Source organism: Anaeromyxobacter sp. (assembly GCA_016718565.1).
In the GTDB taxonomy this organism is placed as follows: Bacteria; Myxococcota; Myxococcia; order Myxococcales; family Anaeromyxobacteraceae; genus JADKCZ01.
In genome coordinates this window covers 116,293-139,847 of the sequence record JADKCZ010000005.1, presented here as the reverse complement: position 1 = coordinate 139,847, position 23,555 = coordinate 116,293, and the positions used below count along the sequence as shown (strand labels likewise).

The window sequence follows — 23,555 nt, the reverse complement described above, 5'->3', positions numbered from 1 at the left end:
GTTGACACCCTCTCGAACCGGGCAGTAAAGGCGGTGGCGGGGAGCGCGACCACATGGCGGGCGAGCAGGAGATCACCGGCGCGGCGAGCGCCGTCTTCGGGCGGAGCGGACCGCCGCGGGTGGCGCTGCCCTCGCGCGGCACGGTGCTCGGCCTGTGCTGGAGCGGCGTCGAGGGGGCCGGCAACCAGATCGTGGCCGCCAAGGTCGAGTGCGAGCCGGAGCGGGCACGGCTGACGCGGGTCTGGCGCCCCTTCTCCGACGCGCCCGGCCGGCGCGACATCCGCGAGCGGCTGGCGCCCTGGCTGGCCGAGGAGCTGCGCTGGGCCGAGGGCCGGCTGGTGGTGGGCGTGGACTTCGCCCTGTCGCTCTCGGAGACCCACCTGCGGCAGCTCGGACTGCTGCGCCAGGCGCTCAAGGGGCCGGTGGCCCTGGGCAAGGCGCTGGAGGAGCGGTTCCTCACCGAGGCCGCCGACTTCACCGAGGGCGCGGCGCGCTTCCGGGAGGAGCTCGGCAAGGACCGCTTCCGCGGCACCGACCACTACCGCGCCGAGCTCTACCCGCCCTCGTCGGCGCGCACCCACCGCGCCACCTTCTTCGGGCTGGTGGCGATGGCCGGCCTGAACGCCAGCTTCCCGCCCTGGGACCCGCCGCGCGGCGGCGCGCCGGTGGTGGTGGAGGTGCGGCCGCACCACGTGGCCCGCACCCTGTGCGGGGTGGGCCCCCACCGCGACGACCCGCGCGACGGCACCTCGCGCGCCTCCACCCGCGCCACCGTGCTGCGCACGCTGCGCGCCGCCGGCCGCCTCGAGTTCGAGATGGAGCTGGCCGCGCCCATCGTCCAGGGCGAGGACGGCGACCACCTCGACGCGGTCCTGGCGGCCACCGGCGCGGCGGCGGCCTGGGCCCAGGGCTTCAACGGCGTGCCCAGCAACGTGCCCCGCTGCGAGGGCTGGATCCACTCGGTCCCAGAGGAGCCGTGGCGCGAGCGGTGAGGTCGCCGGCGGCCGGTCGCACCGAGGCGGCGCTGCGACGCCTGCAGCGCGAGCTGGCGGCGTTCCACCCGCCCGGGTTCGGCCCCACCGTGCACGGGCCGCCGGTGGTGAGCGGCGTCTTCCTCCTCGGCCAGGCCCCCGGGCCGCACGAGGCGGCGCTGGGCCGGCCGTTCGCCTGGACCGCCGGCAAGACGCTCTTCCGCTGGCTGGAGCGGGCCACCGGCGCCGGCGAGGCGCTGGTGCGGGAGCGGGTCTACATCTCGGCGGTGGCGCGCGGCTTCCCAGGCAAGGCCAGGGGCGGCGGCGATCGCGTGCCCACCCCCGACGAGATCGCGCTGTGGCGCCCCTTCGTGGCGCGCGAGGTGGCGCTGCTCCGCCCGCGGCTGGTGGTGCCCATCGGCCGGCTGGCCATCGGCGAGGTGCTGGGCGAGCGCCCGCTGGCCGAGGTGGTCGGGCGCTCGTTCGAGGTGACCTGGCACGGCGTCGCCACCCAGGTGGTGCCGCTGCCGCACCCCTCCGGCGCGTCCACCTGGTACAAGGTCGAGCCCGGCCGCGCCCTCACCGAGCGCGCCCTCGAGCTGCTGGGGCGCCACCCGGAGCTGCGGCGCTGCCTGGCGGCCCCGGGGCGCCCGTGAGCGGGCCGGCCCCTCAGCTGCGCTGAGGCGCCTCGGGCAGCTCCACCACCGCGCGCGTCCCGTGCCCGGGGCGGCTCTCCAGCCGCAGCTCGCCGCCGTGGCTCTCGGCCAGGGCGCGCGCCACCGGCAGGCCCAGGCCGCTCCCCTTGCCCTCGGCCTTGGTGGTGAAGAACGGCTCGAAGGCGCGCCGCACCACCTCGGGCGCCATGCCGCTGCCGTCGTCGCTCACCACCACGCGGACCCGGCCGGCCTCGGTGGGCTCGGCCGTCAGCTCCACGCGGCCGCGCCGCCCCTCCGGCACGGCGTCGGCGGCGTTCTGCAGCAGCGCCGCCAGGATCTGGTGCAGCACCTCGGGGCGCACCCCCACCTCCAGCGCGGCGGGGACCTGCGCCGAGTGCTGGATCCGGTCGCCGGAGCGGGCCCGCGCCTCGGCCAGCGCCTGCTCGGCCACGCCGAGCAGCGGGGCGTTGCCGCCCACCTTGGGCGAGGCGGCCAGGCGGCCGGCGTCCACCAGCCGGCGCACCAGCGCGTTGATGCGCTGCATGGCCTCCAGCGACTCGGCGATGGACTCCTGCGACTCGGCGGTGGCGCCCTGGGCCCGGGCCTCCTCCTCCAGGAAGCGCAGGTTGGCGGTCACCACCGAGGAGGGGTTGTTCACCTCGTGGGCCACCCCGGCGGCGAACTGGCCCAGGGCGGCCAGCTTCTCGGCCTGGTGCAGCCGCTCCTCGGCCAGGGCCAGGTCGCGGGTGCGGTCCTCCACCAGCGTCTCCAGGCGGCCCCGCAGGGCGTGCAGGGCCTCGGCCTCCGCCACGAAGCGCTTGGTCATGGCATAGGCCACCGCGCCCACCGGCACCACGAAGGCGATGTCGAGCAGGTAGGGGAGCGGGTAGAGGCCGGCCGCGGCCACCGCGTCGTTGGTCCCGAAGACCAGGATGGTGGCGTAGGAGACGGCGTGCAGGCCGGCCTGGGGCAGGCCGCGCCGCCAGGCGCCCACCAGCCGGAGGGCGACCACCCCGGCGGCGGCCAGGCCGACCACGAAGATCCCCCCGCCGATCCAGGTCGGGACCGCGTCCTTGTAGAAGGTGTGCAGCCAGGGGACCACGTGGGCCGTCACCTCGTGGCCGTAGGCCACGTGCGGCACCAGCGAGAGCGCCGCCAGCCCCAGCAGGCCGTTCACCGCCAGGCGCTCGCCGCGGCCGGGGCGCCGCGCCGCGTAGGCGTCCACGTAGCCGAACCAGGCCCAGACCTGGAAGAGGACGGCCGCCAGCTGCACCCGCGAGAGGAACAGCACCTGCTCGTCCGGGAGGTGCAGCGTGGTCCCCAGGTTGCCCAGGGCGTAGGTGGCGGCCCCGAAGGCGATCAGGCCGAACCAGCGCTGCTCGCCCCAGCCGGGGGCGCGGCCCATGCGGCGCGCCAGCGTCCCCACGTAGATGGCCAGGACGCCAGCCGCGAAGGCGAGGGCCGGAGCGAAGATCACCGGGGGCCCGCCTGCCTGGAGGTCGCGCCGCGCCTCACGGGGCGGCCCGGGGTCCGGCCTGGCGAGCCAGGCGGCTCACGGTGAGGCCCGCGCGGCCGCGGCGCCGGCCCGGAGGTCGGCGATGGCCTGGCGGTAGTCGGGCGCGCCGAAGACGGCGGAGCCAGCCACGAGCACGTTGGCGCCGGCGGCCGCCACGGCGCCCACGGTGTCGGCCTTGAGGCCGCCGTCCACCTGGATCTCCAGCGCCTGCCCGCGGGCGTCGGCCATGGCCCGCAGGCGGCGCACCTTCTCGGTGCAGGCCGGGATGTAGCGCTGCCCGCCGAAGCCAGGGTTGACCGACATGAGGAGCACCATCTCGCAGTCGCCGAGCACGTACTCCAGCACCTCCAGCCCGGTGGCCGGGTTGAGCGCCACGGCGGGCCGGGCGCCGGCGGCGCGGATGGCCTGCAGCGTCCGGTGCAGATGGGGCGAGGCCTCGGCGTGCACGGAGATGACGTCGGCGCCGGCCCTGGCGAAGGCCTCCACGTAGCGCTCCGGCTCGACGATCATGAGGTGGACGTCGACGGGGAGCCGGGTGGCCTTCCGGACCGCCTCCACCACCAGCGGACCGATGGTGAGGTTGGGCACGAAGCGCCCGTCCATCACGTCCACGTGGACCCAGTCGGCGCCGGCCGCCTCCACGGCGCGGATCTCCTCGGCCAGGCGGCCGAAGTCGGCGGAGAGGATGGAGGGGGCGATCCGCAGGGGAGGCGTCATGCCGGGGCACTCTAGCCGAGGGCGGGCCGCCCGTCCCCACCGTGTCCAGGCGCCTGGCCCCCCCCAGGGCCGGGCGCGCCGGACCCGGTCCGGGCACACTCACCCCCCAATGGCCGACCTGCTCAAGACCATCTTCGACGCGGCCCTGGTGGCCGACCTGGCCGCCATGCTGCGAGGCGCCGACCCGTCCTTCGCCTCCGAGGCCTTCCGGGCCGAGGCCAGCGCCGGGCTCGAGGCGCTGGAGCTGAAGGACCGGGCCGCCTGGATCGCCGCGGTGATGGGCCGCCACCTGCCGGCCGACTTCGAGCGCGCCGCCGGGGTGGTGGAGCGCTCGCTCGGGCCCGAGATCGAGGGGGACGAGCTCACCGGGCTGGGCCGGGCGCCCTTCCGCTACCTGCCCCACGTCCTGTGGGTGGCCCAGCGCGGCACCGGCCACTTCGAGGCGGCCATGCGGCTGCAGCACGCCCTGACCCGCCGCTTCAGCTGCGAGTTCTCCATCCGCAGCTCCCTCGAGGCCGAGCCGGAGCGGACGCTGGCGCGCCTGCTCGAGTGGACCGCCGACCCCAGCCCGCACGTGCGCCGGCTGGCCTCGGAGGGGACCCGGCCCCGCCTGCCCTGGGCGACCCGCTTCACCGGCCAGGCCGCCGACCCTCGGCCAGCCCTGGCGCTGCTGGAGCGGCTGCGCGACGACCCCACCACCCTGGTGCGCCGCTCGGTGGCCAACCACCTGAACGACCTCTCCAAGGACGACCCGGCCCTGGCCCTGGCCACCTGCCGGCGCTGGCTGCGCGGCGCCTCGCCGGAGCGGCGGGCGCTGGTGCAGCACGCCCTGCGCACGCTCCTCAGGACGCGCCACCCCGCGGCGCTGGCGCTGGCGGGCCACGGCGCGCCGCCCCGGGTGGCGGTCACCCTGGCCGTCACGCCGCGCCGGGTGGCGGTGGGCGGCACGGCGCTGGTGCGGGTGGAGCTGCGCAGCCGCGCCGCCCGGGTCCAGCCGCTGCGGGTGGACCTGGCCGTCCACTTCGTCAAGGCCAGCGGGCGCACCGCCCCGAAGGCCTTCCGCGTGGCCAGCCTGGAGCTGGCGCCGCGGGGCACCGCCAGCCTCTCGAAGCGGGTGTCGCTGGCGGTGCACAGCACCCGCACGCCGCGCCCCGGGCGCCACCGGGTGGAGCTGGTGGTGAACGGGCAGGTGCTGGGGGAGGCGGCGTTCCAGGTGGCGGCGGCCCCGGCCGGCGCGGCGACGCGGGCGCGCTGAGCCGCGCGGCGCCCGCCGCTGCGACGCGGGCCAAGCCCGGAGGTGGTAGGGGACTCCCCCCGGACCGGTCCGGAGGGGGAGTCCCTCGCGGCCGCTCAGCCCTTCACGAGCCTGGCGGCGTAGAAGCCGTCGGCGCCGTGCCGGCTCGGCAGGGTGAGCAGGTCGCCGTCGGCGGTGAGCGCGTCGGGCGGCACGGCCGCGGGCGCGGCGTCGCGCCGCCAGCCCTCGGCCAGGAAGGTGGCCACCAGGTCGGGACCCTCGGCCCGGGAGAGCGAGCAGATGGCGTAGGTGACCGGCGCGCCCGGCCTGGCGTAGCGGGCGCAGGCGCGCAGGATCTCCTCCTGCAGCAGCGCCAGCCGGGCCAGGTCCGGCGCCAGCCGGCGCTGCTTGAGCTCGGGGTGGCGGCGCAGCGTGCCCAGGCCGGCGCAGGGCGCGTCCACCAGCACGGCGTCGAAGCTCCCCTCGACCAGGCCGGGGATGGGGCGCGAGGCGTCGGCGCACAGCACCGTGACGTTCAGGCCGCGCCGCCTGGCCTCCTGCCGCAGCAGGTCGGCCTTGCGCGGGTGCAGCTCCACCGCCACCACCTCCGAGCCTGGGCCGAGCAGCTCGGCCAGGTGGAAGGCCTTGCCGCCCGGCGCGGCGCAGGCGTCGAGGACGCGGGCGGTCCGACCGCGCAGGTGGCCGGCCGCCATCAGGGTGGCGAGCTGGGCCCCCTCGTCCTGCACCTGGAAGGGCACCGCGCCGGCCGCGCGGGCCAGCGCCGACACCGGGGTGCCCGAGAGCACCAGGCCGTCGGGCGAGCGGGCGCAGGGGCGGGCCTCCAGGCCGGCGGCGCGCGCGGCGGCCAGCAGCTCGTCGCGGCGGGGGAGCGCACCGTGAGCGGCGCGGCGCCGTTCATGGCGGCGGCCAGGGCCAGCGCCTCGGCCGGACCGAGCCAGGCCACCCACTCGTCGGCCAGCCAGCGCGGCAGCGCCTCGACCGCGGCCACGTGGGCCGCCGGGTCCTCCTCCAGCGAGGGGGGCGGGGGCGGCGGGCCGGCCCGGAGCAAGGAGCGCAGCACGGCGTTGACGAAGCCGGTCAGCCGGTCGAAGCCGCGCTGCCGGGCCAGCTCCACCGTCTCGCCCACCGCGGCGTGCGGCGCCGTCGACAGGTAGAGGAGCTGGTAGGCGCCCAGCCGGAGCAGCACCCGCGCCACCGGCTCCACCTTCTCGAGCGAGCGCGACACGTGCGGGGCCAGGGCCGCGTCGAGCGCCAGGGCGCGGCGCAGCGTGCCGTAGGTCAGCTCGGTGGCCAGCCCCAGCTCGCGCGGATCGAGGGCACCGGCCTGCGAGAGCGCCACGTCGAGGGCGCGGGAGGCGAAGGAGCCGTCCTCCTCGACGCGCCGCAGGACGTCGAAGGCCAGGGTGCGGGCGGTGACCGGGGCGGCGCCGCCCGGGGTGGCGCGGGGCGGGCGGTGGGGCGTGTCGTTCATGATCCGAGCACCAGGGGGCGGCCGCCGAGGCCGTGGAGGAAGTCGGCCGCGGGCATGCGCCGCTTGCCCTCGGGCTGCACCTCGGTGACGAGGAGGGCGGTGCCGGCGCCGCAGCCGACGAGCAGCCCCTCGGAGGTGGCGCGGGCGGCGCCGGGCGGGGCCCCGGCGTCCGGGCCGCCGGGGGGCCGGGCGCGGGCGGCGTGGATCTTGAGGACCTTCCCGTCCAGCGTGGTGAAGGCGCCGGGCCAGGGGGTGAAGCCGCGCAGCCGGGCGGCCAGCTCGGGGGCTGGCCTGGTGAAGTCGAGCCGGCCGTGTTCCTTCTCCAGGATGGGGGCCAGCGTGTGGCGGGCGCCGTCCTGCCGCACCGGCACCAGCGCCCCGGCCGCCAGCAGCGGCAGCGCCTCCACCAGCGCCTCGCCGCCCAGCGCCGCCAGGCGCGGCGACAGCTGCTCGGCGGTCTCCTCCGGGCCGATGGCCAGCGCCCGGGCCATGAGGACGTCGCCGGTGTCGAGCCCCTCGTCCATCTGCATGATGGTCACGCCGGTCTCGGCCTCGCCGCTGGCCACCGCCCACTGGATGGGGGCGGCGCCGCGCCAGCGCGGCAGGAGCGAGGCGTGCACGTTGACGGCGCCGAGCGGGGCCAGCGTGAGCAGGTCCCGGCCCAGGATGCGGCCGTAGGCGGTGACCACCAGCACGTCGGGCGAGAGCGGCCGCAGCGCCGCGGCCAGCGTTCCGTCTCGCACCTTCTGCGGCTGCAGCACCGGCACGCCGTGGGCCTCGGCCCAGGCCTTGGTGGCCGGCGCCCGCAGCGCCCCGCCGCGGCCGGCCGGCCGGTCGGGCTGGGCCACCAGGGCGACCACCTGGTGGCCGGACCGCTCGAGGGCCGCCAGGGTCGGGACGGCGAACTCGGGCGTGCCGAGGAAGACGACGCGCATAGGGCGCGGGTATACGCGGATCAGCGGACCGCCACCAGCACCAGGTCTCCCAGGTGGGTGCCGGTCTCGAAGCGCGGCAGCGTGGCGCCCAGGGCGTCGCAGGCCGGCCCGCTCCTGGCCTCGGCGAGGGCGGCGTCCAGGTCGAGGCCGAGCCGGGTCGCCAGCGCGGCCGAGCGCCCGTCCACCACCGCCCCGGCCCGCTCGGTGGGGCCGTCGCGGCCGTCCGAGCCGGCCGCCAGCGCCGCGGCCGGCAGCCCGTCGAGGGCCCGCGCCGCCAGCAGCATCAGGGCCTGGGCCCGGCCGCCGTCGGGCCGGGCGGCGCCGGGCGGCACCACCACCGTGGGCTCCCCGCCCAGCGCCAGCAGCCGCGGGCCGCGCCCGGCGTGGGCCCGCGCCCAGGCGCCGAGCCGGGCCGCCACCTCGGCCACGTCGCCGGAGAGCGGCAGCGGGTCCGCCTCGGCCGCGAGCCCGAGGGCCCGGGCCGCCTCGGCCGCGGCGCGCGCGAAGCCCACCGGGCCGGCCAGCAGCTGGTGCTCGACCCCGTCCAGGCGGGGATCGCCGGGCTTGGGCGTCTCCGCCGGGGGGCCGCCCGGCCCGGCGGTCCCGCGGTCGGCGCCCGCCTCCACCAGCCGGCGCACCGCCGCCGGCAGCGCCCCGGCCACGCCGCTGGCGGCCAGGACCCTGGCCACGTCGGCCCAGCTGGTGGGGTCGCCGGTGAAGGGGCCGGAGGCGATGGTGGAGAGGTCGTCGCCCGGCACGTCGGAGAGGACCAGCACCCGCACCGGCGCGCCGGCCAGCCGGAGGCCGAGCCGCCCGCCCTTGAGCGCCGACAGGTGCTTGCGGACCGCGTTGAGCTCGCCGATGGGTCGGCCGGCCGCCATGAGGCGCGCCACCGCCTCGGCCTTCTCCTCGAAGGTGACCCCGAGGAGCGGCGCGGCCGCCAGCGCGCTGCCGCCGCCGGAGAGCAGCACCAGGGCCGGGGCCGGCGGGCCGGCGCTCCAGTCGAGCAGCGCCCGGCCGGCCGCCAGGGAGCCGGTGGTGGGGCGGGGGTGGCCGCCGCGCAGGGCCGCCACGCCGGGGGGGACCCAGGCGCCCTCCGGCAGGACGCACACCAGGTCGCGGGCGCGCGGCCCCAGCGCCTCGAGCGCGGCCGCCAGCATGGCCCCGGCCGCCTTGCCGAGCGCGGCCACCCGCACCGGCCCGGCCGGGAGCGGCCTGGCCGCCAGCGCCTCCGCCACCAGGCGACCGGCGCCGAGGCGGGCCACCGCGGTCCGGTAGGAGGCGGCGCACGCCGCCGCGAGGGCCTGCGGGTCTTGCGGTGCGGAGGTCGGGGAGGTCATGGTCACCGGTGCCGTCGCGGGTCGTGTGTCTCACGGGTCGTTGCCACCCCGCCCCCGCGGGGTAGAATCGGCCAGCGAAAGGGGAGCATCGCATGGCCGACGCATCCACGGCATCGGCTGGCGTGCCGGTGCACCACCGCCGGACCTACCTCGTCGATCGAGGGTTCCAGCTCCGCTACGCCCTCCTGCTGGCCGGGGCGGGCGCCATCCTGGCCCTGCTGTGCGGCCTCTGGCTCCACCAGGCCCACCTGCAGGCCACCGAGCTCCTGCCGCTCGACGCCGAGGCGCGCGCCCTCATCGAGCGCAGCGACGGCGAGCTGATCGGCGCGCTGCTCGGCATCACCGCGCTCATGGCGCTGGCGCTCGGCGTGGTGGGCGTGATCCTGACCCACCGCGTGGCCGGGCCGGTGCTGGTGCTGGGGCGCTACCTGGCCGCCTTCGCCCAGGGGCGTTATCCGCGGGTGCGGCCGCTGCGCCGCGGCGACGAGCTGCAGCGGCTGGTGGGCGTCTTCGGCCAGGGGGTGGAGGCCCTGCGGGTCCGCCAGCTCGCCACCGCCGACCTGCTCGACTCGAGCGCCCGGCGGGTCTGGGCCGCCGTGGACCGGGCCCCGGAGCTGGCCGAGGTGGCCGAGGCGCTGGCAGCCGCCGCCCGGGCCCACCACGAGGCCCTGGCCGACGCGCCGCCCCCGCCGCCCGCTGCGCCACCAGCGACCTGATCGCCTCACCTCGCGTCGCACCCGTCCGCAAGGGAGCCCGCCATGCGCCAGCCGCGAAGCCACCTCCGCCGCACCGCCCTCGCCCTGGCCGCCCTGGCGGCGCTGGCCGCCTGCTCCGAACCGAGGGACCTGGCCGGCTGGGCCGCGCGGGCCGCCTCGCGCAACCGGCTCGACGAGAAGCTGGCCGCCCTGGCCTCGGCCCGCGCCGCGGCCGGCGATCCGGCCACCATCGGCGACCGCGCCGCCGCCGTGGCGCCGCTGGTCGAGGTGCTCGGGCAGGCCCCCAAGGCGCGCCAGCAGGCGGCCGTCATCCTGGGCGAGCTGGGCCGGCCCGAGGCCGCGGGGCCGCTCCTGGCGGCGCTCGACCGCTCCGGCACGGCCGACCGGGACGTCAACCTGGCCAACGCCGCCATCGCCGCGGCGCTCGGCGCGCTGCGGGCCCAGGAGGCGGTGCCGGTGCTGGCGCCGCTGGCGGTCCGGGCCAGCGACCCCTTCGTGCAGGTGGCCGCCATCGACGCCCTGGGGGCCATCGGCGCGCCGGCGGCGGTGGACTCGCTGCTGACGGTGGTGGAGGACGGGCAGGCCGCGCCGTTCGCCGTGAAGAAGGCGCTGCTGGCGCTGGGGCGCATCGGCGACCCGCGCGCCGTGCCGGCGGTGGTGCGCTCGCTCTTCACCGAGGGACCGGGCGTCAGCTACTTCCCGGAGGCGGCCTTCGCGGTCTCGCAGCTGGGCGAGGCGGCGGCCGGGCCGCTGACCGCCCTGGTGGAGGGCCGGGACGCCCCGCTGGCGGCCTGGGCGGCGGAGCGGCGGGTGCACCCGGCCGCGCTGCGGGCCAAGGCCGCGCAGCTGCTGGGCGACGTGGGAGGCCAGGCGGCGGTGCCGGCCCTGGTGGCTGCGCTCGGGTACCAGGACGAGACGCCCGAGGCGCGCCTCTTCGTGAGGGTCTTCGCCGCCGAGTCGCTGGGCCGGCTGCGCGCCCGCCCGGCGGTGGGGCCGCTGGCCGCGGCGCTGGCGGCCGAGAAGGACCCGGACGCGCGCCACCGCTACGCCGACGCGCTGGCCCGCATCGGCGACCCGGCCGGGCTGCCGGCCCTGCGGGCCGCCGCGGGGGCGCCGGGTCCGGTGGCGGCGCGAGAGGCCATGCTCGAGGCCCTGTCGAGGGTGGGCGGCGAGGTCGATCGGCCGCTCCTCGAGGCGGCCCGCGCCGCCTGCGCCGTGGGGTGCCAGCCCGGCCTGCTGGCCGCCCTGGACGGCATGGCGGCCCGGCTGGACGCCGCCCGCGCCTGCGGCGACAGCCTGGCCTGCTGGAGCGGCAGGCTGGCAGACCAGCGCGCCGAGGTGCGCGACCGGGCGGCGCTGGTGGTGGGGCGCGACGGCGGCGCGGCCGAGGTGGCGGCGCTGCGGATGGCGCTGGTCCGGCCGGTCGGCACCGACGCCGAGCTGGCCGCCCGGTACCACGCCGTGCTGGCGCTCGACGAGGTGACCCGCCGGCACCCGCCCGGGTCGGCCGGCCTGGAGGCGGCGGCCGCCATCGAGGCCGCGGTGGCCGCCGACAAGGGCCGGCTGCTGACCGCCGGGGTGAACGAGGACGCGCTCCGCCTGGCCGGACGGCTGCGCCGGGCCGCCAGGTAGGCGCCCGCCCGCACCGGGAGTTCCGCCGCCCGGACGGTGGTCCGCGAGACGGCCGCGGCCCGCCGGCCCGGCCGCTCAGCGCGGGCCGTCGTCCTGACCTGGTTCCTGGGCCGCCGCCGGATCGGGCGCCTCCGGCCCGGGCTCCAGCACCCGCGGGCCGACGGGGGCCGACGGTGCGGCGGCCAGGGCCCGCGCCGACCGGTCCCAGGACGAAGGCAACATGTTGAAGGGGAGCAGCTTGGCCAGGAGCGGCAGGAGCAGCATGCCGCCCGGCGCCGCGAAGATGGCCAGCGCCGGCACCGCCTTGGCCAGGTCGATGAGCTGCGCCTTCACCTTGCGCTTCTCCTCGGTGCTCAGCCTGGCGCCGCCGGCGGCCCGGGCCAGCAGCTGGCCGAGCTCGCCGGTCTCGCGCAGCTCGGTGACCAGCGCCTCCAGGTTCTCGGTCACCACCCCGGTGACCCGCTCCACCACCAGGTCCGCGGTGGCCTCCCACTCCGCGGCGACGGCCTCCCAGTCCTGGCCGCTGTCGCCCTGCACCGCCTCGAACCAGGCCAGGTGGTCGTCGTGCTGCGCCGCGGCCTCCACCCGCGCCGTGGCCACGGCCAGCGCGTCCAGGCCGGCGCCGGTGGCGAAGGCGCCGACGTAGGCCCCGGCCGCCGCGGGGTCGAGCCCGGCGCGGAGCTGGGCCAGCAGCAGCTGCTCCAGCAGGAAGAGCCGCACCCGCTCCGGCGCGCCAGCCCCCAGCGCGGCGGGCGGGCGCGGCGCGGTCATGGCCCGCCGGGCCTCGCGGGCCTCGGCGCGCGGCAGGCCGAGCCGCAGGAGCTGGCGGGCCCGGACGGCGGGGCCGTCGGGCGCGGGCGGCAGGCCGGCCACCCACTGCTGGCCGGCCACCGCCTCGACCAGCAGCACCAGCTCGCGCTGGGCGAAGGCGCGGTGGCGGGCCAGGGCCTCGACGTCCAGGTCGCCGGTGCGCAGGGCGCCGCTGGCGACGCGGGCCAGGTGGCGGCGCAGCACCGCCAGCGTCCCCGGGTAGAGCGGCAGGCCGTGCAGCGGGTCGCCTGGCGGCCGGAAGCGCAGCCGCAGGGCGCGGGCGGCCACCTCGAAGGCCCGCTCCACCGACAGCGACGAGGCCAGGTCGGGGTGGGCCGGGTCGGCGTCGAGCGCCAGGTCCGGCTCGCCGGTGGCGGCGGCCAGGCAGGCGGCCACGATGGCGCGGCGGCGCTGGCGGTGGAAGGGATCGCCGGCCAGCAGGCTCAGGTCGAGCACCAGCCCCACGTGCCCCCGCACCGTCTCCAGGAAGTGCTCGTCGCCGTCCGCCGCCCCGGCGCCGAGCCGCCGGTGGCGCAGCGAGCGGGCCACCAGGACGCGGGCGCCGGGCTCCAGGTCGCTGCCGGCCGGTGCCAGGGTCAGCTCGGAGGGGAGGCGGGCGCGCGCCGCCGCCACGTCGTAGCGCGCCAGCTCCTGGTCGACGAGGGCGGCCAGCCAGCCGCTGGTGGTGAGGTCGAGGGGCACGGGGCGGCCAGTCTAGCGCGCCGCCCCGTGCCGACGCTGCCCCGTCGAGCCCCTGGACGGCACGGCGGGCGCTGGAGGGGGCCAGCCCCTGCCGCGCGCAGGTGTGCAGGCCGGCCTCGGGCCGGTGGGTGGTGACGGTCTGGGCGCCGCCGGGGGCCCCACGGGCCGCGCGGTGGCGACGGGGGAACCGGCCAGGCGAGGGGCGCCCTCCGGCCGCACGGCCACCGGAGGGGAGCCCTCGCGGTCGGTCAGGCCGCGCCGCGCTTCCCCATCTTGGAGTCGAGGTACCAGATGCCGCCGCCCTTGTCGCCGACGGCGTGCAGGTGGGCCACGACCTGGCCCACGGTGCTCTCCTCCTCCACCTGCTCGGTCACGTACCACTGCAGCGTGATCTCGCTGGCGTGGTCCTTCTCGGCGCGGGCCCGCTCGAAGAGCGCGCTGATCTTGGTGGTGATGGCCTGCTCGTGGGCCAGCACCTGCTCGAAGACCTGGACGACGCCGCCGAAGTCGCGCGGCGGCGCCTGCACCGACTGCAGCTCGAGCCGGCCGCCCCGGTTCACCAGGAAGTCGATGAGCTTGACGGCGTGGGCGGTCTCCTCGCCGGCCTGCACGCGCAGCCAGTGGGCGTAGCCGCGGAAGCTGAGGGTCTCGCAGTGCGCGCCCATGGCCAGGTAGAGCTGCGCGGAGTACTGCTCGACGTTGATCTGGGCGTTGAGGGCTGCCTGCATGGACGTGCTGATCACGATGGCCTCCTGGGGGGTGAGCAGGCAGCTTAACCGGCCCAAGAAGTCGGGGCCGGCCCCTCTCGGAGCCAGCCCCTGTCGTCGAGGCGCTCGCGGACGCGGGCGCGGGGACGGGTGTGCTCGCCTACTTCACGGCCTTGACGCGCCCCTTGCGCTCCTCGGGGGCCTCCTCGGCCTCCGGGTGGGCCGCCGGGCCGCGCTTGACGCCGAACTTCTCGAGGACCAGCGCCTCGATCTTCTGGAGCGCCGCCGGGTGCTCCTTCAGGAAGGTCTTGGCCTGCTCCCGGCCCTGGCCGATGCGCTCGCCGTCGAAGCTGAACCAGGTGCCGCTCTTCTCCACCACGTTCTCCTGGGCGGCCAGGTCGAGCAGGTCGCCCTCGCGGCTGATGCCCTGGCCGTACATGATGTCGAACTCGACCTCCTTGAACGGCGGGGCCATCTTGTTCTTGACCACCTTGACGCGGGTGCGGTTGCCGATGACCGCGTCCCCGTCCTTGATGGCGCCGATGCGGCGGATGTCGAGCCGCTGGCTGGCGTAGAACTTGAGCGCGTTGCCGCCGGTGGTGGTCTCCGGGTTGCCGAACATCACGCCGATCTTCATGCGGATCTGGTTGATGAAGATGACGATGGTCTGCGACTTGGAGATGGTGCCGGTGAGCTTGCGGAGCGCCTGGCTCATGAGGCGGGCCTGCACGCCCATGTGGGCGTCGCCCATCTCGCCCTCCAGCTCGGCCTTGGGCACCAGCGCGGCCACCGAGTCGATGACCAGCACGTCGATGGCGCCGGAGCGGACCAGCGTCTCCACGATCTCCAGCGCCTGCTCGCCGGAGTCGGGCTGCGAGATGAGCAGGTCGTCGGTGCGGACGCCCAGCTTGCGGGCGTAGCCGACGTCCAGGGCGTGCTCGGCGTCCACGAAGGCGCAGATGCCGCCGGCCTTCTGGGCCTCGGCGATGGCGTGCAGCGCCAGGGTGGTCTTGCCGGACGACTCCGGGCCGTAGATCTCGATGATGCGACCGCGGGGGAAGCCGCCCACGCCCAGCGCGATGTCGAGCGAGGTGGCCCCGGTCGAGACCGCCGCCACGTCCTTCACCAGCGACTCCTGGTTGCCGAGCCGCATGATCGAGCCCTTGCCGAACGCCTTCTCGATGGACGAGACGGCCAGCTCGATCGCCTTCTCCTTCTCCGGACCAACAGCCATCGCTCCGCTCCTTGCTGCCTGGGCGCCTGGCGGCGCCGGGTGTGCTGCCTGGGCGCCGTGGGGCGCCACGCCTGCTGCCTGGGCGCCGTAGGGCGCCGCGTCTTGGGAGGGGCGCTATCTCGCGCCCCCGTCGTGCTTCGGGTGTGACGACCTCTACCGCGGGACCCTGACAGTGGCCGCCCCGACCACTGAACAGATGAATACTGAACGGACGGACCCACGTCAAGCTTGCGCTCCGTCACTTGCCGGCCGGCCGTCCCGGAGCATGATGCGCCCCGATGCCCGCCGACCGCACCGACCTCGCCGCCCGCCTCGCCGCCGCCACCCGCGAAGACACCATCCGCGGCCTGGCCTTCAACTCGGCCTTCGACGTCGTGCGCGAGCACGCCGACGAGGCGACCATCCTGCTGTGCGATCCCACCGGGAAGGGGAAGCGCTCGGACTTCATCTCCTACCCGGTGGCCGACTTCCTCAACGTCCTGTGGGCCGTGGCCGACCGGCTGGAGCGGAAGGTGGGCGGGCCGGACGAGGTCTCCTTCCAGGTGGGCTATCGGGCCACCGCCGGCGTGCTGGGGTCGATGCTGGGCCACACGCTCCTCACCTTCGGGCGCACGCCGAAGGCGGTGATGACGCAGGTGCCCACGGCCTTCAAGGCCATCGCCGGCTACGGCCAGCGCTTCGTGACCTGGCAGGGCGAGCGCCACGCCACGGTGGAGTTCGAGCGCGAGTTCCTGCCGGTGCCCTACCTTCGGGGAGCGCTCAGGGCCGGGCTGGACGCGACCGGTGCCACCAACCCGGTCATCGAGGCGCAGGAGGCCCGGTTCATGCGGGTGGTGTTCGACGTGACGTGGGGGTAGGGGGGGCGGCCACGCCCAGGCGGGGGAGGACGGCGTCTCCACCACCCCATCGACCGGACCCCCTCCATCGGGTCGGTCGATTTCTGCCGGTCGGCCCTTCATGCCGGGCGCTGGCGCGCCGATGGACCTGGCGAGAGGTTCAACGCCATGCGCATCACCTCGTCGTCCGTCGTCCTGGCCTCGACCCATGTCCTGCAGCGCGTCTCGACCCGCCAGGAGTCGCTGAAGCTCTGGATCGGCGACGAGGAGCCGCCCGACCGCCGGGTGGTGGCGGCCCGGCCGGGCCTCCCGCCGCCGGCGCTGGCGGCGGCCGCCCAGGGCGCCGCCGCGGCGCCGCCCGCGGCGCCGGGCGACGCCGACGGGGGCGAGCCAGGCGACGCGGAGCGCGCCAGGGGCACGCCCCGGGACGAGCTCGACCTCGCCATCCTCCGCAGGACCTTCCGGCTCGGGCGCAGCCTCTCCAGGGGGGCGCACGAGGTCCGGAGCGCCTACGCCGACGGCCGCCGGGCGGCCGACGAGGCCAGCCAGCGCACCGGCCAGGCCCACCGGGCCGAGGGGCAGGCCGCCGAGGAGCCGGCGCGGGAGGGCTGGGGGCTCCGCTACGACCTCAGCGAGACCTCGGCCACCTTCGAGCGGACCACCTTCGCCGCCGCCGCCCAGGTCACCACCGCCGACGGCCGCTCCATCCAGCTCGCCGCGGCGCTCTCGATGGAGCGGTCCGAGCTGTCCACCCGCGAGGTCCACCTGCTGGCGGGCGACGCGCGGACGATCGATCCCCTGGTGCTCAACCTGGCCGGCGGCGCCGCCGCCTTCGCGGGGACCACCCGCTTCGACCTCGACGCCGACGGGCGGGAGGAGTCGATCGCGGCCCTCGGCCCCGGGTCCGCCTACCTGGCCCGGGACCGGGACGGCGACGGCGCCATCGGCTCGGGCGCCGAGCTCTTCGGCCCCACCACCGGCTCCGGCTTCGGCGAGCTGGCGGCGCTCGACCAGGACGGCAACGGCTGGGTCGACGAGGGCGACGCCGCCTTCTCGTCCTTGCGGCTCTGGAGCCCGAGCGCCGGCACGCTCACGCCGCTGGCGGCCGCCCGGGTGGGGGCGCTCTACACCGGCGCCGCCGCCACGCCCTTCGAGGTGAAGGGGCCAGGCGGCCAGGCGCAGGGCGCGGTGGCCGCCACCGGCCTCTTCCTGCGGGAGGACGGCTCGGCCGGCACCGTGCAGCACGTCGACCTGGTGGCGTAGCCGCCGCGCCGGGTCAGGGCAGCAGCGTGAGGTCGGTCACGCTGCGGCGCCAGCTCTTCTCGCCGGCGCCGGCCGAGCGCTGCTCGGTCTCGCGGTGGGTGGTCACCAGCCGGTCGCCCTGCCGCGTGAAGCGGAGCCGCTCGACCTGCTCGAGGTCGAAGGTGATGACCAGGAACGCCCGGCCCTTGGCCGTGACGTGCTGCTCGGCGGCCAGCGGCAGGCCGTCGGGGCCGAGCCAGACGCGGGCGGTGGCCGACAGCTCCTTCACGTAGCGGCGGTCCCGCGCGCTCAGCGCCGGGGTCACGGTGAGCACCAGCAGGCGGGCGGGCGCCCCGTCCTTCGGCTCGTCGCGCGCCTCCACCAGCCTGGCCCCGCTCAGGATCCGCAGCAGCTCGGGGCCCGGGTCGAGCACGTGGGCCAGGGCCAGGATCCGGAGATCGAGGAGGGCGTCGCGCACCGGCGAGGCGGCCTCCGGATCGGTGACCAGCCGCCGCTCCTCGCGCTCAGCCTCGGCGAGCAGCGCGCGGTCCCAGGTCACCTGCAGCCCGTCCGGCCCGGCCACCGCGGTGGCCCGCACCAGCCCCTCCGGCCGCGGCGGGTCGTCGCCCTGGGAGAAGGAGTGCCGGTGGGACACCTGGGCCCGGACCACGGCCGAGCCGGCCAGCCGGCCGAGCGCGGCGATCAGGTCGGCCAGCGGGTCGGCCGGGGGCGGCGCCAGGGTGGCGGGCGGGGTCACGGCGGCGGGCTCGGTCCCGGGCTGGGCGGCGAGGGCGGCCAGCAGGAGCGTGGCGGTGGAGATGGGCACGGTGGGGGACTCCTCGGGGTGTGCCCGGTGGAACCGCGAAGGGGCCGCGCCTGTTCCGCCGGCGGACGGTGGCCGGCCGGGCGGCGCGGGCGGCGGAGGGTGGTCAGGGGGTGGCAGGTGGCAACCTGGCCAGCAGGGCCTCGGTGGAGGTCACGGTGGCGTAGGCGCTGGCCATGGCCGCCAGCGCCGCGGCGTGGACCTGGGGCGCCGGCACCTCCAGGCCGCCGAAGGTGAGGGGGCGGCTGGCGCAGGCGTCGTGCACCACCGTGACCTGGAAGCCGAGGTCGGCGGCGGCCCGGGTGGCGGCCTCCACGCACATCTGGGTCTGCATCCCGGCGATGACCAGCCGGGTGGTCCCGAGCGACCGGAGCGTGGCGAGCAGCTCGGTGTCGCGGAAGGCGTTGGCCTCGCGCTTGCCGATGACCACCTCCCCCGGCAGCGGCCGCACGTTCGGGTGGGCGCGGTAGCCCTCCTCGCCGGAGTCCGGGCTGGGCGCCGCCTGCCCCTTGCCGAGGTGGAGCACGTGCACCACCGGCCAGCCGCGCGCGCGGAAGGCGTCGAGCAGGGCCCTGGCCTTCAGGCTGGCCTCCAGCGGTCCGGTGAGCGGGAGCGTGCCGCCGGGGAAGTAGAAGTTCTGCACGTCGATGACGAGCAGGGTGGCGGGGCCGAAGGGGGCCGGAGCCGCGGTCGAGGTCGGGGGGGTCGCAGTCGCGGTCGAGGTCGAGGTCGAGGTCGATCCGGCGCCCAGGAGTGCGGCGACTGCCAGCGTGAGCACGTTCATGGTCCAGGTCTCCTGTCAGGGTCCGCGCGCCACCTGCTCCACCAGCCGCGCCGCCACCCGGGCGGTGCGGCCGTCGAGGTCGAGCCTGGGGTTGAGCTCGGCCACCTCGAAGAGCGCCAGCTTGCCGCTGGCCAGGACGTCGTCCACCAGCGCCTCGGCCACCTCGAGCGCCAGGCCGCGCGCCGCCGGCGCCGAGACGCCGGGGGCCACGTGGGCCGGCAGGGCGTCGAGGTCCACGGTGAGGTGGACCCGCTCCACCGGGCCCAGGAAGGCGGCCAGCGCCGCGCGCACCTCCTCCAGGCGGCCCGGCGTGCAGTCGCGATCGCGCCGGAAGGTGGCGCCCAGGCCGGCGGCCGTGTCCAGCAGCGCCGCGGTGTTGGCCGCCTGGTCCACGCCCAGGCAGAGGTAGCGGAAGGGCCGGCCGCGCGCGGCGCAGGCCTCGGCGATCTGGCGGAACGGCGTGCCCGAGGAGGCGCGCCCGGCCCGCAGGTCGAGGTGCGCGTCGAGGTTCACCACCCCGAGCCGGCCGGCGTCCGCGGCGAGGAGCCCGAGGAAGCTGCCGTAGGCCACCTCGTGGCCGCCGCCCATGACGATGGGCAGGTGGCCGTCGCCGAGGAGCCGGGCCACGTGGGCCCCCAGCTCCGCCTGCGCCTCCTCCAGCGCCTCCTCCTCGACCACCACGTCGCCGGCGTCGTGGACCGGCCGCCCCACGTGCCAGGCCAGCCCGGCCAGCGCGCGCCGCAGCGCCGCCGGCCCCTCGGCCGCCCCCACCCGGCCCGCGTTGCGCCGCACGCCCTCGTCGCAGGCGAACCCCAGCAGCGCCACCCCCGGCGCGGCGCCCGGGGCCAGCGGCGTGACCTGCCGGTGCCAGCGCACGGCGCGCGGCCCCTCGCCGGCGTCCTCCCGGCCCTGCCAGCGGTGCGGCTCAGCGGGACGGTGCATGGTGCACGCCTCCGGCCACCACGCGGGTGGCGAGCGAGGGGACGGCCAGGCGTCCGCACAGCTCGGCGGGCGTCTCCAGGTTCCAGATGGCGAGATCGCCGCGCAGCCCGGGCGCCAGCGCGCCGCGGTCGGTCAGGCCGAGCGCCCTGGCGCCGTGCCGGGTGGCGCCGGCCAGCGCCTCCTCGGGCGAGAGCCCCAGGAGCGTGCAGGCCAGGTTCATGGCGGTGGTGAGCGCGCCCAGGGGCGAGGTGCCCGGGTTCCAGTCGGTGGCCACCGCCAGCGGCACGCCGGCGGCCCGCAGCGCCGCCACCGGGGGCGGCCTGGTCTCGCGCAGGTGCAGGAAGGCGCCGGGCAGGAGCACCGCCACCGTGCCGGCCCCGGCCAGCGCCGCCACGCCCGCCGGCGAGAGGTGCTCCAGGTGGTCGGCCGAGAGCCCGCGGTGCGCCGCCACCAGGGCCGCGCCGCCCGAGTCGCTGCGCTGCTCGGCGTGCAGCTTGACCGGCAGGCCGTGGCGGGCGGCGGCGTCGAAGAGCCGGCCGACCTGGGCGGGGGAGAAGGCGCCCACCTCGCAGTAGGCGTCCACCGCGTCGGCCAGCCCCCCCGCCACCTCGGGCAGCAGCCGCTCGACGAGCAGGTCGACGTACCGGTCGGCCCGGCCCTCGAACTCCGGCGGCACGGCGTGGGCCCCGAGGAAGGTGGTCCGCACCGTCACCGGCAGCAGCTCGCCGAGCCGCCGCGCCACCCGCAGCATGGTGAGCTCGGTGACGAGGTCGAGGCCGTAGCCGCTCTTCACCTCCACGGTGGTGACCCCGTCGGACAGCAGCGCGGCCAGCCGCGGCAGGCTCTCGGCCAGCAGCCGGTCGAACCCGGCGGCGCGGGTGGCGCGCACGGTGGCGCGGATGCCCCCGCCGGCCGCGGCGACCTCCTCGTAGCTGGCGCCGCCCAGCCGCGCCGCCCACTCGCCGGCCCGGTTCCCGGCGTGGACCAGGTGGGTGTGGCAGTCGACCAGGCCGGGCGTGAGGAGCCGCCCCTCGGCGCCGAGCTCGGCCCGCGCCGCCGCGCCGGCCGGCAGCGCCGCGTCCGGGCCCACCCACCGGATGCGCCCGCCCTCCACCGCGATGGCCCCGTCCTCGACGAGGCCCGCGGCCCCGGGCCCACCGGTCACCTGGGTGGCGAGGCGGGCGTGGCGGACGAGCAGGTCCCACATGGCCGTCAGCGCTCCGGCGGCAGCGAGGGCAGGTCGAGGCCGGCGCGCCGCGCCGTCTCCATCGCCAGGGGGTAGCCGGCGTCGGCGTGGCGCATCACCCCGCTGGCCGGGTCGTTGAAGAGGACGCGGTCGAGGCGCCGGGCCGCCGCCTCGGTGCCGTCGGCCACCACCACCATGCCGGCGTGCTGCGAGAAGCCCATGCCCACCCCGCCGCCGTGGTGCAAGGACACCCAGGTGGCGCCGCCGGCGGTGTTGAGCAGGGCGTTGAGCAGCGGCCAGTCGGAGACCGCGTCCGAGCCGTCGCGCATGGCCTCGGTCTCGCGGTTGGGGCTGGCCACCGAGCCGGTGTCGAGGTGATCGCGGCCGATGACGAGAGGCGCCCGCACCTCGCCGCGCGCCACCAGGGCGTTGAAGGCCAGCCCGAGCCGCCGCCGGTCCTCCACCCCCACCCAGCAGATGCGGGCCGGCAGCCCCTGGAAGGCGATCCGCTGCCGCGCCAGGTCGAGCCAGCGGTGCAGGGCGGCGTCGTCCGGCAGGAGCCGCTTCACCTCCTCGTCGGTGCGGTGGATGTCGGCCGGGTCGCCGGAGAGCGCCACCCAGCGGAACGGCCCCTTGCCCTGGCAGAAGAGGGGCCGCACGTAGGCCGGCACGAAGCCGGGGAAGGCGAAGGCGTCCTCCACCCCGGCCTCCAGGGCCATCTGGCGCAGGTTGTTGCCGTAGTCGAAGGCGTGGGCGCCGCGGGCGCGCAGCGCCAGCATGGCCCGCACCTGCGCGGCCATCGAGGCCTTGGCCGGCCCGACCACCGAGGCCGGCTCCCGCGCCCGCGCCTCGCGCCACCGCGCCAGCGTCCAGCCCTGCGGCAGGTAGCCGTTCACCGGGTCGTGGGCGCTGGTCTGGTCGGTGACGAGGTCGGGCGTGAGGCCGCGGCGCGCCACCTCCTCGAAGACGTCGGCCGCGTTGCCGAGCAGCCCCACCGAGACCGGGCGCCCGGCCGCCCGCGCCTCGGCCAGCAGGGCCAGCGCCTCGTCGAGGGTGGCGGCGCGGCGATCCAGGTAGCGGGTCTCGAGCCGCTTCTGGATGCGGGTGGGGTCGCACTCCACCGCGACCATCGAGAAGCCGGCCATGGTGGCGGCCAGCGGCTGGGCCCCGCCCATGCCGCCCAGGCCGCCGGTCAGGATCCAGCGCCCGGCGGCCGCGCCGCCGAAGTGCTGCCGCGCCGCCTCGCAGAAGGTCTCGTAGGTGCCCTGCACGATCCCCTGGCTGCCGATGTAGATCCAGGAGCCGGCCGTCATCTGGCCGTACATCATGAGCCCCTTGGCATCCAGCTCGTGGAAGTGCTCCCAGGTGGCCCAGCGCGGCACCAGGTTCGAGTTGGCGAGCAGCACCCGCGGCGCGTCGGCGTGGGTGCGGAAGACGCCCACCGGCTTGCCGCTCTGCACCAGCAGCGTCTCGTCGTCGCCGAGCCGGCGCAGCACCGCCAGGATGGTGTCGAAGGCGGCCCAGTCGCGCGCCGCCCGGCCGATGCCGCCGTAGACCACCAGCGCCTGCGGGTGCTCCGCCACCTCGGGGTCGAGGTTGTTCTGCAGCATCCGGTAGGCGGCCTCGGTGAGCCAGCTCCGGCAGGAGAGGGTGGCGCCGCGCGGGGCGCGGACGGTGCGGGTCTCGTCGAGGCGGGGATCCATCGGGGGCACCGGGGGGCCAGGTGCGGACAGGCTACGCCTGCGCCCCGCCGCCGCCCACCATGAAGCCGCCCGGCACCAGGCCGAGCCGGCGCACCGCCTCGTCCCAGCGCTCCGGGTGCGGCACCTCGAAGACCAGGTCCTCGTGCAGGTCGAGCGGCAGCCAGGCGCCGGCCGCCACCTCGTGCTCCACCTGCATCGGGGCCCAGCCGGCGTAGCCCAGCAGCAGCAGGAACGGCCCCGCCCCGGGCTCACGCACCAGCGCCTCGAGCAGCTCCCGGGAGCCGCCCAGCGCCAGGCCGTCACCCACCCGCAGCGCCCCCTCCTCGGCCTCCACCGCGCCGGGCCGGTGCAGGATCCAGAGCCGCTCCGGCGAGACCGGGCCGCCCACCAGCACCTGCCCCTCCAGCCGGCCGGAGGCCTGGGCCAGGGCGGCCAGCTCGGGGTCGAGCCCGCGCAGGACGTCGGCCACCGCGATGGGGCCAGGCCGGTTCACCACGAAGCCGAGCGCCCCCTCGCCGTGGTGCTCGGCCATGAGCACCAGCGACCCGTCGAAGTTGGGGTCGGCCAGGGTCGGCGAGGCGACCAGGAAGCCGGGGGCGAGGCCGGCGGGCGCGTGGGCGGGAGCGGTCATCGGGTGAGGGGAGGCCGGAGGCCCCTTCACCTGTTCTTCACCGGAGCGGCCCCGCGCGCAAGCCTCGATGCGGGGTGCCCTCCTGACCGTGCCCTCCTGACCGGGAGTTCCGGCGTTCGGCCGGTGGTCCGCGCGGCGGCCGGCGGGGCGGCGCCGTTCGCACGGCCCGTGTAGACTCTCTCGGTGCGCGACCCCTTCCCGCCCCCCACCGGTCCGGCGGCGCTGGCCGTGGTGGTGGGCACCGCCCTGGTGGCCCGCTCGCAGCTGACCGGCGGCCTGCTGGCCGCGGTGGTGGACGGCTTCGACCTGGTGGTCCACGAGGCGGGTCACCCGCTCCTCGGCCTGCTCGGCTCGCGCTTCCTCATGTTCCTGGGCGGCACCCTGGCGCAGCTCGCCTTCCCGGTGGCCGCCGCCGCGATCTTCGCCGCGCGGCGTCAGCCGGCGTCCTTCGCCACCGCGCTGGTCTGGCTCGGCGTGAACCTGGTGAACGTGGGGCGCTATGCCGCGGACGGCCAGGTGCGCCTCCTGCCGCTGCTGGCGCCGGACGCCGACTCGCACGACTGGTGGAACATGCTCGGGATGCTGGGAGTCCGGCGCCACGCCGCCCTGATCGGCGGCGCCATCGGCGCGGCGGGCTGGGCGCTCGAGGCGGCCGCGCCGGCCTGGGCGGCCGGGCGCTGGCTCCGTGCGCGGCTGGATGACGCAGGCTCCAGCCAGGAGATTTGAGTAGGCTATCCGGGCGCCCC

21 protein-coding genes and 1 pseudogene are annotated in these 23,555 nt (G+C 77.5%); 8 read left to right on the top strand and 14 right to left on the bottom strand.

Annotated elements, in window-relative coordinates:
* The first annotated feature begins 53 nt into the window (after positions 1-53).
* Positions 54-992 carry a DUF429 domain-containing protein gene (locus IPO09_13095; GenBank protein MBK9518258.1) on the top strand — a complete coding sequence of 313 codons (939 nt, stop codon included), beginning with the start codon at positions 54-56 and terminating at the stop codon, positions 990-992.
* The gene (locus tag IPO09_13090) at positions 989-1,627 is read left to right on the top strand and encodes a uracil-DNA glycosylase (protein MBK9518257.1); all 639 of its coding nucleotides are present in this window, start codon (positions 989-991) and stop codon (positions 1,625-1,627) included. The genes IPO09_13095 and IPO09_13090 overlap by 4 nt, the downstream gene beginning before the upstream one ends.
* Before the next feature lie 13 nt (positions 1,628-1,640).
* Here IPO09_13090 and IPO09_13085 read toward each other — a convergent pair whose 3' ends face one another.
* Together IPO09_13085 and IPO09_13080 are read right to left on the bottom strand one after the other, a co-directional pair.
* Positions 1,641-3,104 (bottom strand): hypothetical protein, encoded by a 1,464-nt coding sequence (locus tag IPO09_13085; GenBank protein MBK9518256.1) that lies wholly within the window; start codon positions 3,102-3,104, stop codon positions 1,641-1,643.
* A gap of 75 nt (positions 3,105-3,179) precedes the next feature.
* Complete coding sequence (locus IPO09_13080) at positions 3,180-3,860, bottom strand: ribulose-phosphate 3-epimerase (protein MBK9518255.1); 681 nt, start codon at positions 3,858-3,860, stop codon at positions 3,180-3,182.
* Between the two features lie 109 nt (positions 3,861-3,969).
* Here IPO09_13080 and IPO09_13075 point away from each other — a divergent pair, with 109 nt between their 5' ends.
* Positions 3,970-5,115 carry a DNA alkylation repair protein gene (locus IPO09_13075; protein MBK9518254.1) on the top strand — a complete coding sequence of 382 codons (1,146 nt, stop codon included), beginning with the start codon at positions 3,970-3,972 and terminating at the stop codon, positions 5,113-5,115.
* Positions 5,116-5,210: 95 nt separating this feature from the next.
* On the opposite strand, the pseudogene IPO09_13070 reads toward IPO09_13075, so the two are convergent.
* From IPO09_13070 to IPO09_13060, 3 genes and pseudogenes are all read right to left on the bottom strand, one after another.
* Positions 5,211-6,586: pseudogene (locus IPO09_13070) on the bottom strand (methyltransferase domain-containing protein).
* Positions 6,583-7,521: a methionyl-tRNA formyltransferase gene (locus tag IPO09_13065; protein ID MBK9518253.1), complete on the bottom strand. Its 939-nt coding sequence runs from the start codon at positions 7,519-7,521 to the stop codon at positions 6,583-6,585. Before IPO09_13065 ends, IPO09_13070 begins: the two are co-directional and overlap by 4 nt.
* 20 nt (positions 7,522-7,541) lie before the next feature.
* On the bottom strand, positions 7,542-8,861 hold the full coding sequence (locus IPO09_13060) for a DUF4147 domain-containing protein (protein MBK9518252.1): 1,320 nt from the start codon (positions 8,859-8,861) through the stop codon (positions 7,542-7,544).
* A 92-nt stretch (positions 8,862-8,953) separates the two neighbouring features.
* On the opposite strand from IPO09_13060, the gene IPO09_13055 reads away from it, so the two are divergent.
* Positions 8,954-9,577 (top strand): hypothetical protein, encoded by a 624-nt coding sequence (locus tag IPO09_13055; GenBank protein ID MBK9518251.1) that lies wholly within the window; start codon positions 8,954-8,956, stop codon positions 9,575-9,577.
* Between the two features lie 42 nt (positions 9,578-9,619).
* Positions 9,620-11,209, top strand: a complete 1,590-nt coding sequence (locus IPO09_13050) for a HEAT repeat domain-containing protein (protein ID MBK9518250.1) — start codon at positions 9,620-9,622, stop codon at positions 11,207-11,209.
* Positions 11,210-11,284: 75 nt separating this feature from the next.
* On the opposite strand, the gene IPO09_13045 is transcribed toward IPO09_13050, so the two are convergent.
* From IPO09_13045 to recA, 3 genes are all read right to left on the bottom strand, one after another.
* Complete coding sequence (locus IPO09_13045) at positions 11,285-12,721, bottom strand: hypothetical protein (protein ID MBK9518249.1); 1,437 nt, start codon at positions 12,719-12,721, stop codon at positions 11,285-11,287.
* A gap of 248 nt (positions 12,722-12,969) precedes the next feature.
* Positions 12,970-13,464 (bottom strand): ferritin, encoded by a 495-nt coding sequence (locus IPO09_13040; protein MBK9518248.1) that lies wholly within the window; start codon positions 13,462-13,464, stop codon positions 12,970-12,972.
* Between the two features lie 124 nt (positions 13,465-13,588).
* Positions 13,589-14,662: a recombinase RecA gene (gene recA / locus IPO09_13035; GenBank protein ID MBK9518247.1), complete on the bottom strand. Its 1,074-nt coding sequence runs from the start codon at positions 14,660-14,662 to the stop codon at positions 13,589-13,591.
* Positions 14,663-14,940: 278 nt separating this feature from the next.
* Between recA and IPO09_13030 the strand changes: the two genes are divergently transcribed.
* Positions 14,941-15,519 carry a DUF2378 family protein gene (locus tag IPO09_13030; protein ID MBK9518246.1) on the top strand — a complete coding sequence of 193 codons (579 nt, stop codon included), beginning with the start codon at positions 14,941-14,943 and terminating at the stop codon, positions 15,517-15,519.
* Between the two features lie 147 nt (positions 15,520-15,666).
* Positions 15,667-16,761: a hypothetical protein gene (locus IPO09_13025; GenBank protein MBK9518245.1), complete on the top strand. Its 1,095-nt coding sequence runs from the start codon at positions 15,667-15,669 to the stop codon at positions 16,759-16,761.
* 13 nt (positions 16,762-16,774) lie between these two features.
* Here IPO09_13025 and IPO09_13020 read toward each other — a convergent pair whose 3' ends face one another.
* From IPO09_13020 to IPO09_12995, 6 genes are all read right to left on the bottom strand, one after another.
* Entirely contained in the window at positions 16,775-17,566 is a 792-nt protein-coding gene (locus IPO09_13020; protein ID MBK9518244.1) for a hypothetical protein, read from the bottom strand.
* Between the two features lie 103 nt (positions 17,567-17,669).
* Positions 17,670-18,347, bottom strand: a complete 678-nt coding sequence (locus IPO09_13015; protein MBK9518243.1) for a cysteine hydrolase — start codon at positions 18,345-18,347, stop codon at positions 17,670-17,672.
* A 15-nt stretch (positions 18,348-18,362) separates the two neighbouring features.
* Positions 18,363-19,289 (bottom strand): formimidoylglutamase, encoded by a 927-nt coding sequence (gene hutG, locus IPO09_13010; GenBank protein ID MBK9518242.1) that lies wholly within the window; start codon positions 19,287-19,289, stop codon positions 18,363-18,365.
* Complete coding sequence (locus IPO09_13005; protein ID MBK9518241.1) at positions 19,273-20,496, bottom strand: imidazolonepropionase; 1,224 nt, start codon at positions 20,494-20,496, stop codon at positions 19,273-19,275. Before IPO09_13005 ends, hutG begins: the two co-directional genes overlap by 17 nt.
* Before the next feature lie 5 nt (positions 20,497-20,501).
* Positions 20,502-22,178, bottom strand: a complete 1,677-nt coding sequence (gene hutU, locus IPO09_13000) for a urocanate hydratase (GenBank protein ID MBK9518240.1) — start codon at positions 22,176-22,178, stop codon at positions 20,502-20,504.
* Positions 22,179-22,209: 31 nt separating this feature from the next.
* Positions 22,210-22,809, bottom strand: coding sequence for a YqgE/AlgH family protein (locus tag IPO09_12995; protein ID MBK9518239.1), 600 nt, complete (start codon positions 22,807-22,809; stop codon positions 22,210-22,212).
* A 183-nt stretch (positions 22,810-22,992) separates the two neighbouring features.
* Between IPO09_12995 and IPO09_12990 the strand changes: the two genes are divergently transcribed.
* Positions 22,993-23,535 carry a hypothetical protein gene (locus IPO09_12990; GenBank protein ID MBK9518238.1) on the top strand — a complete coding sequence of 181 codons (543 nt, stop codon included), beginning with the start codon at positions 22,993-22,995 and terminating at the stop codon, positions 23,533-23,535.
* Positions 23,536-23,555 lie beyond the last annotated feature (20 nt).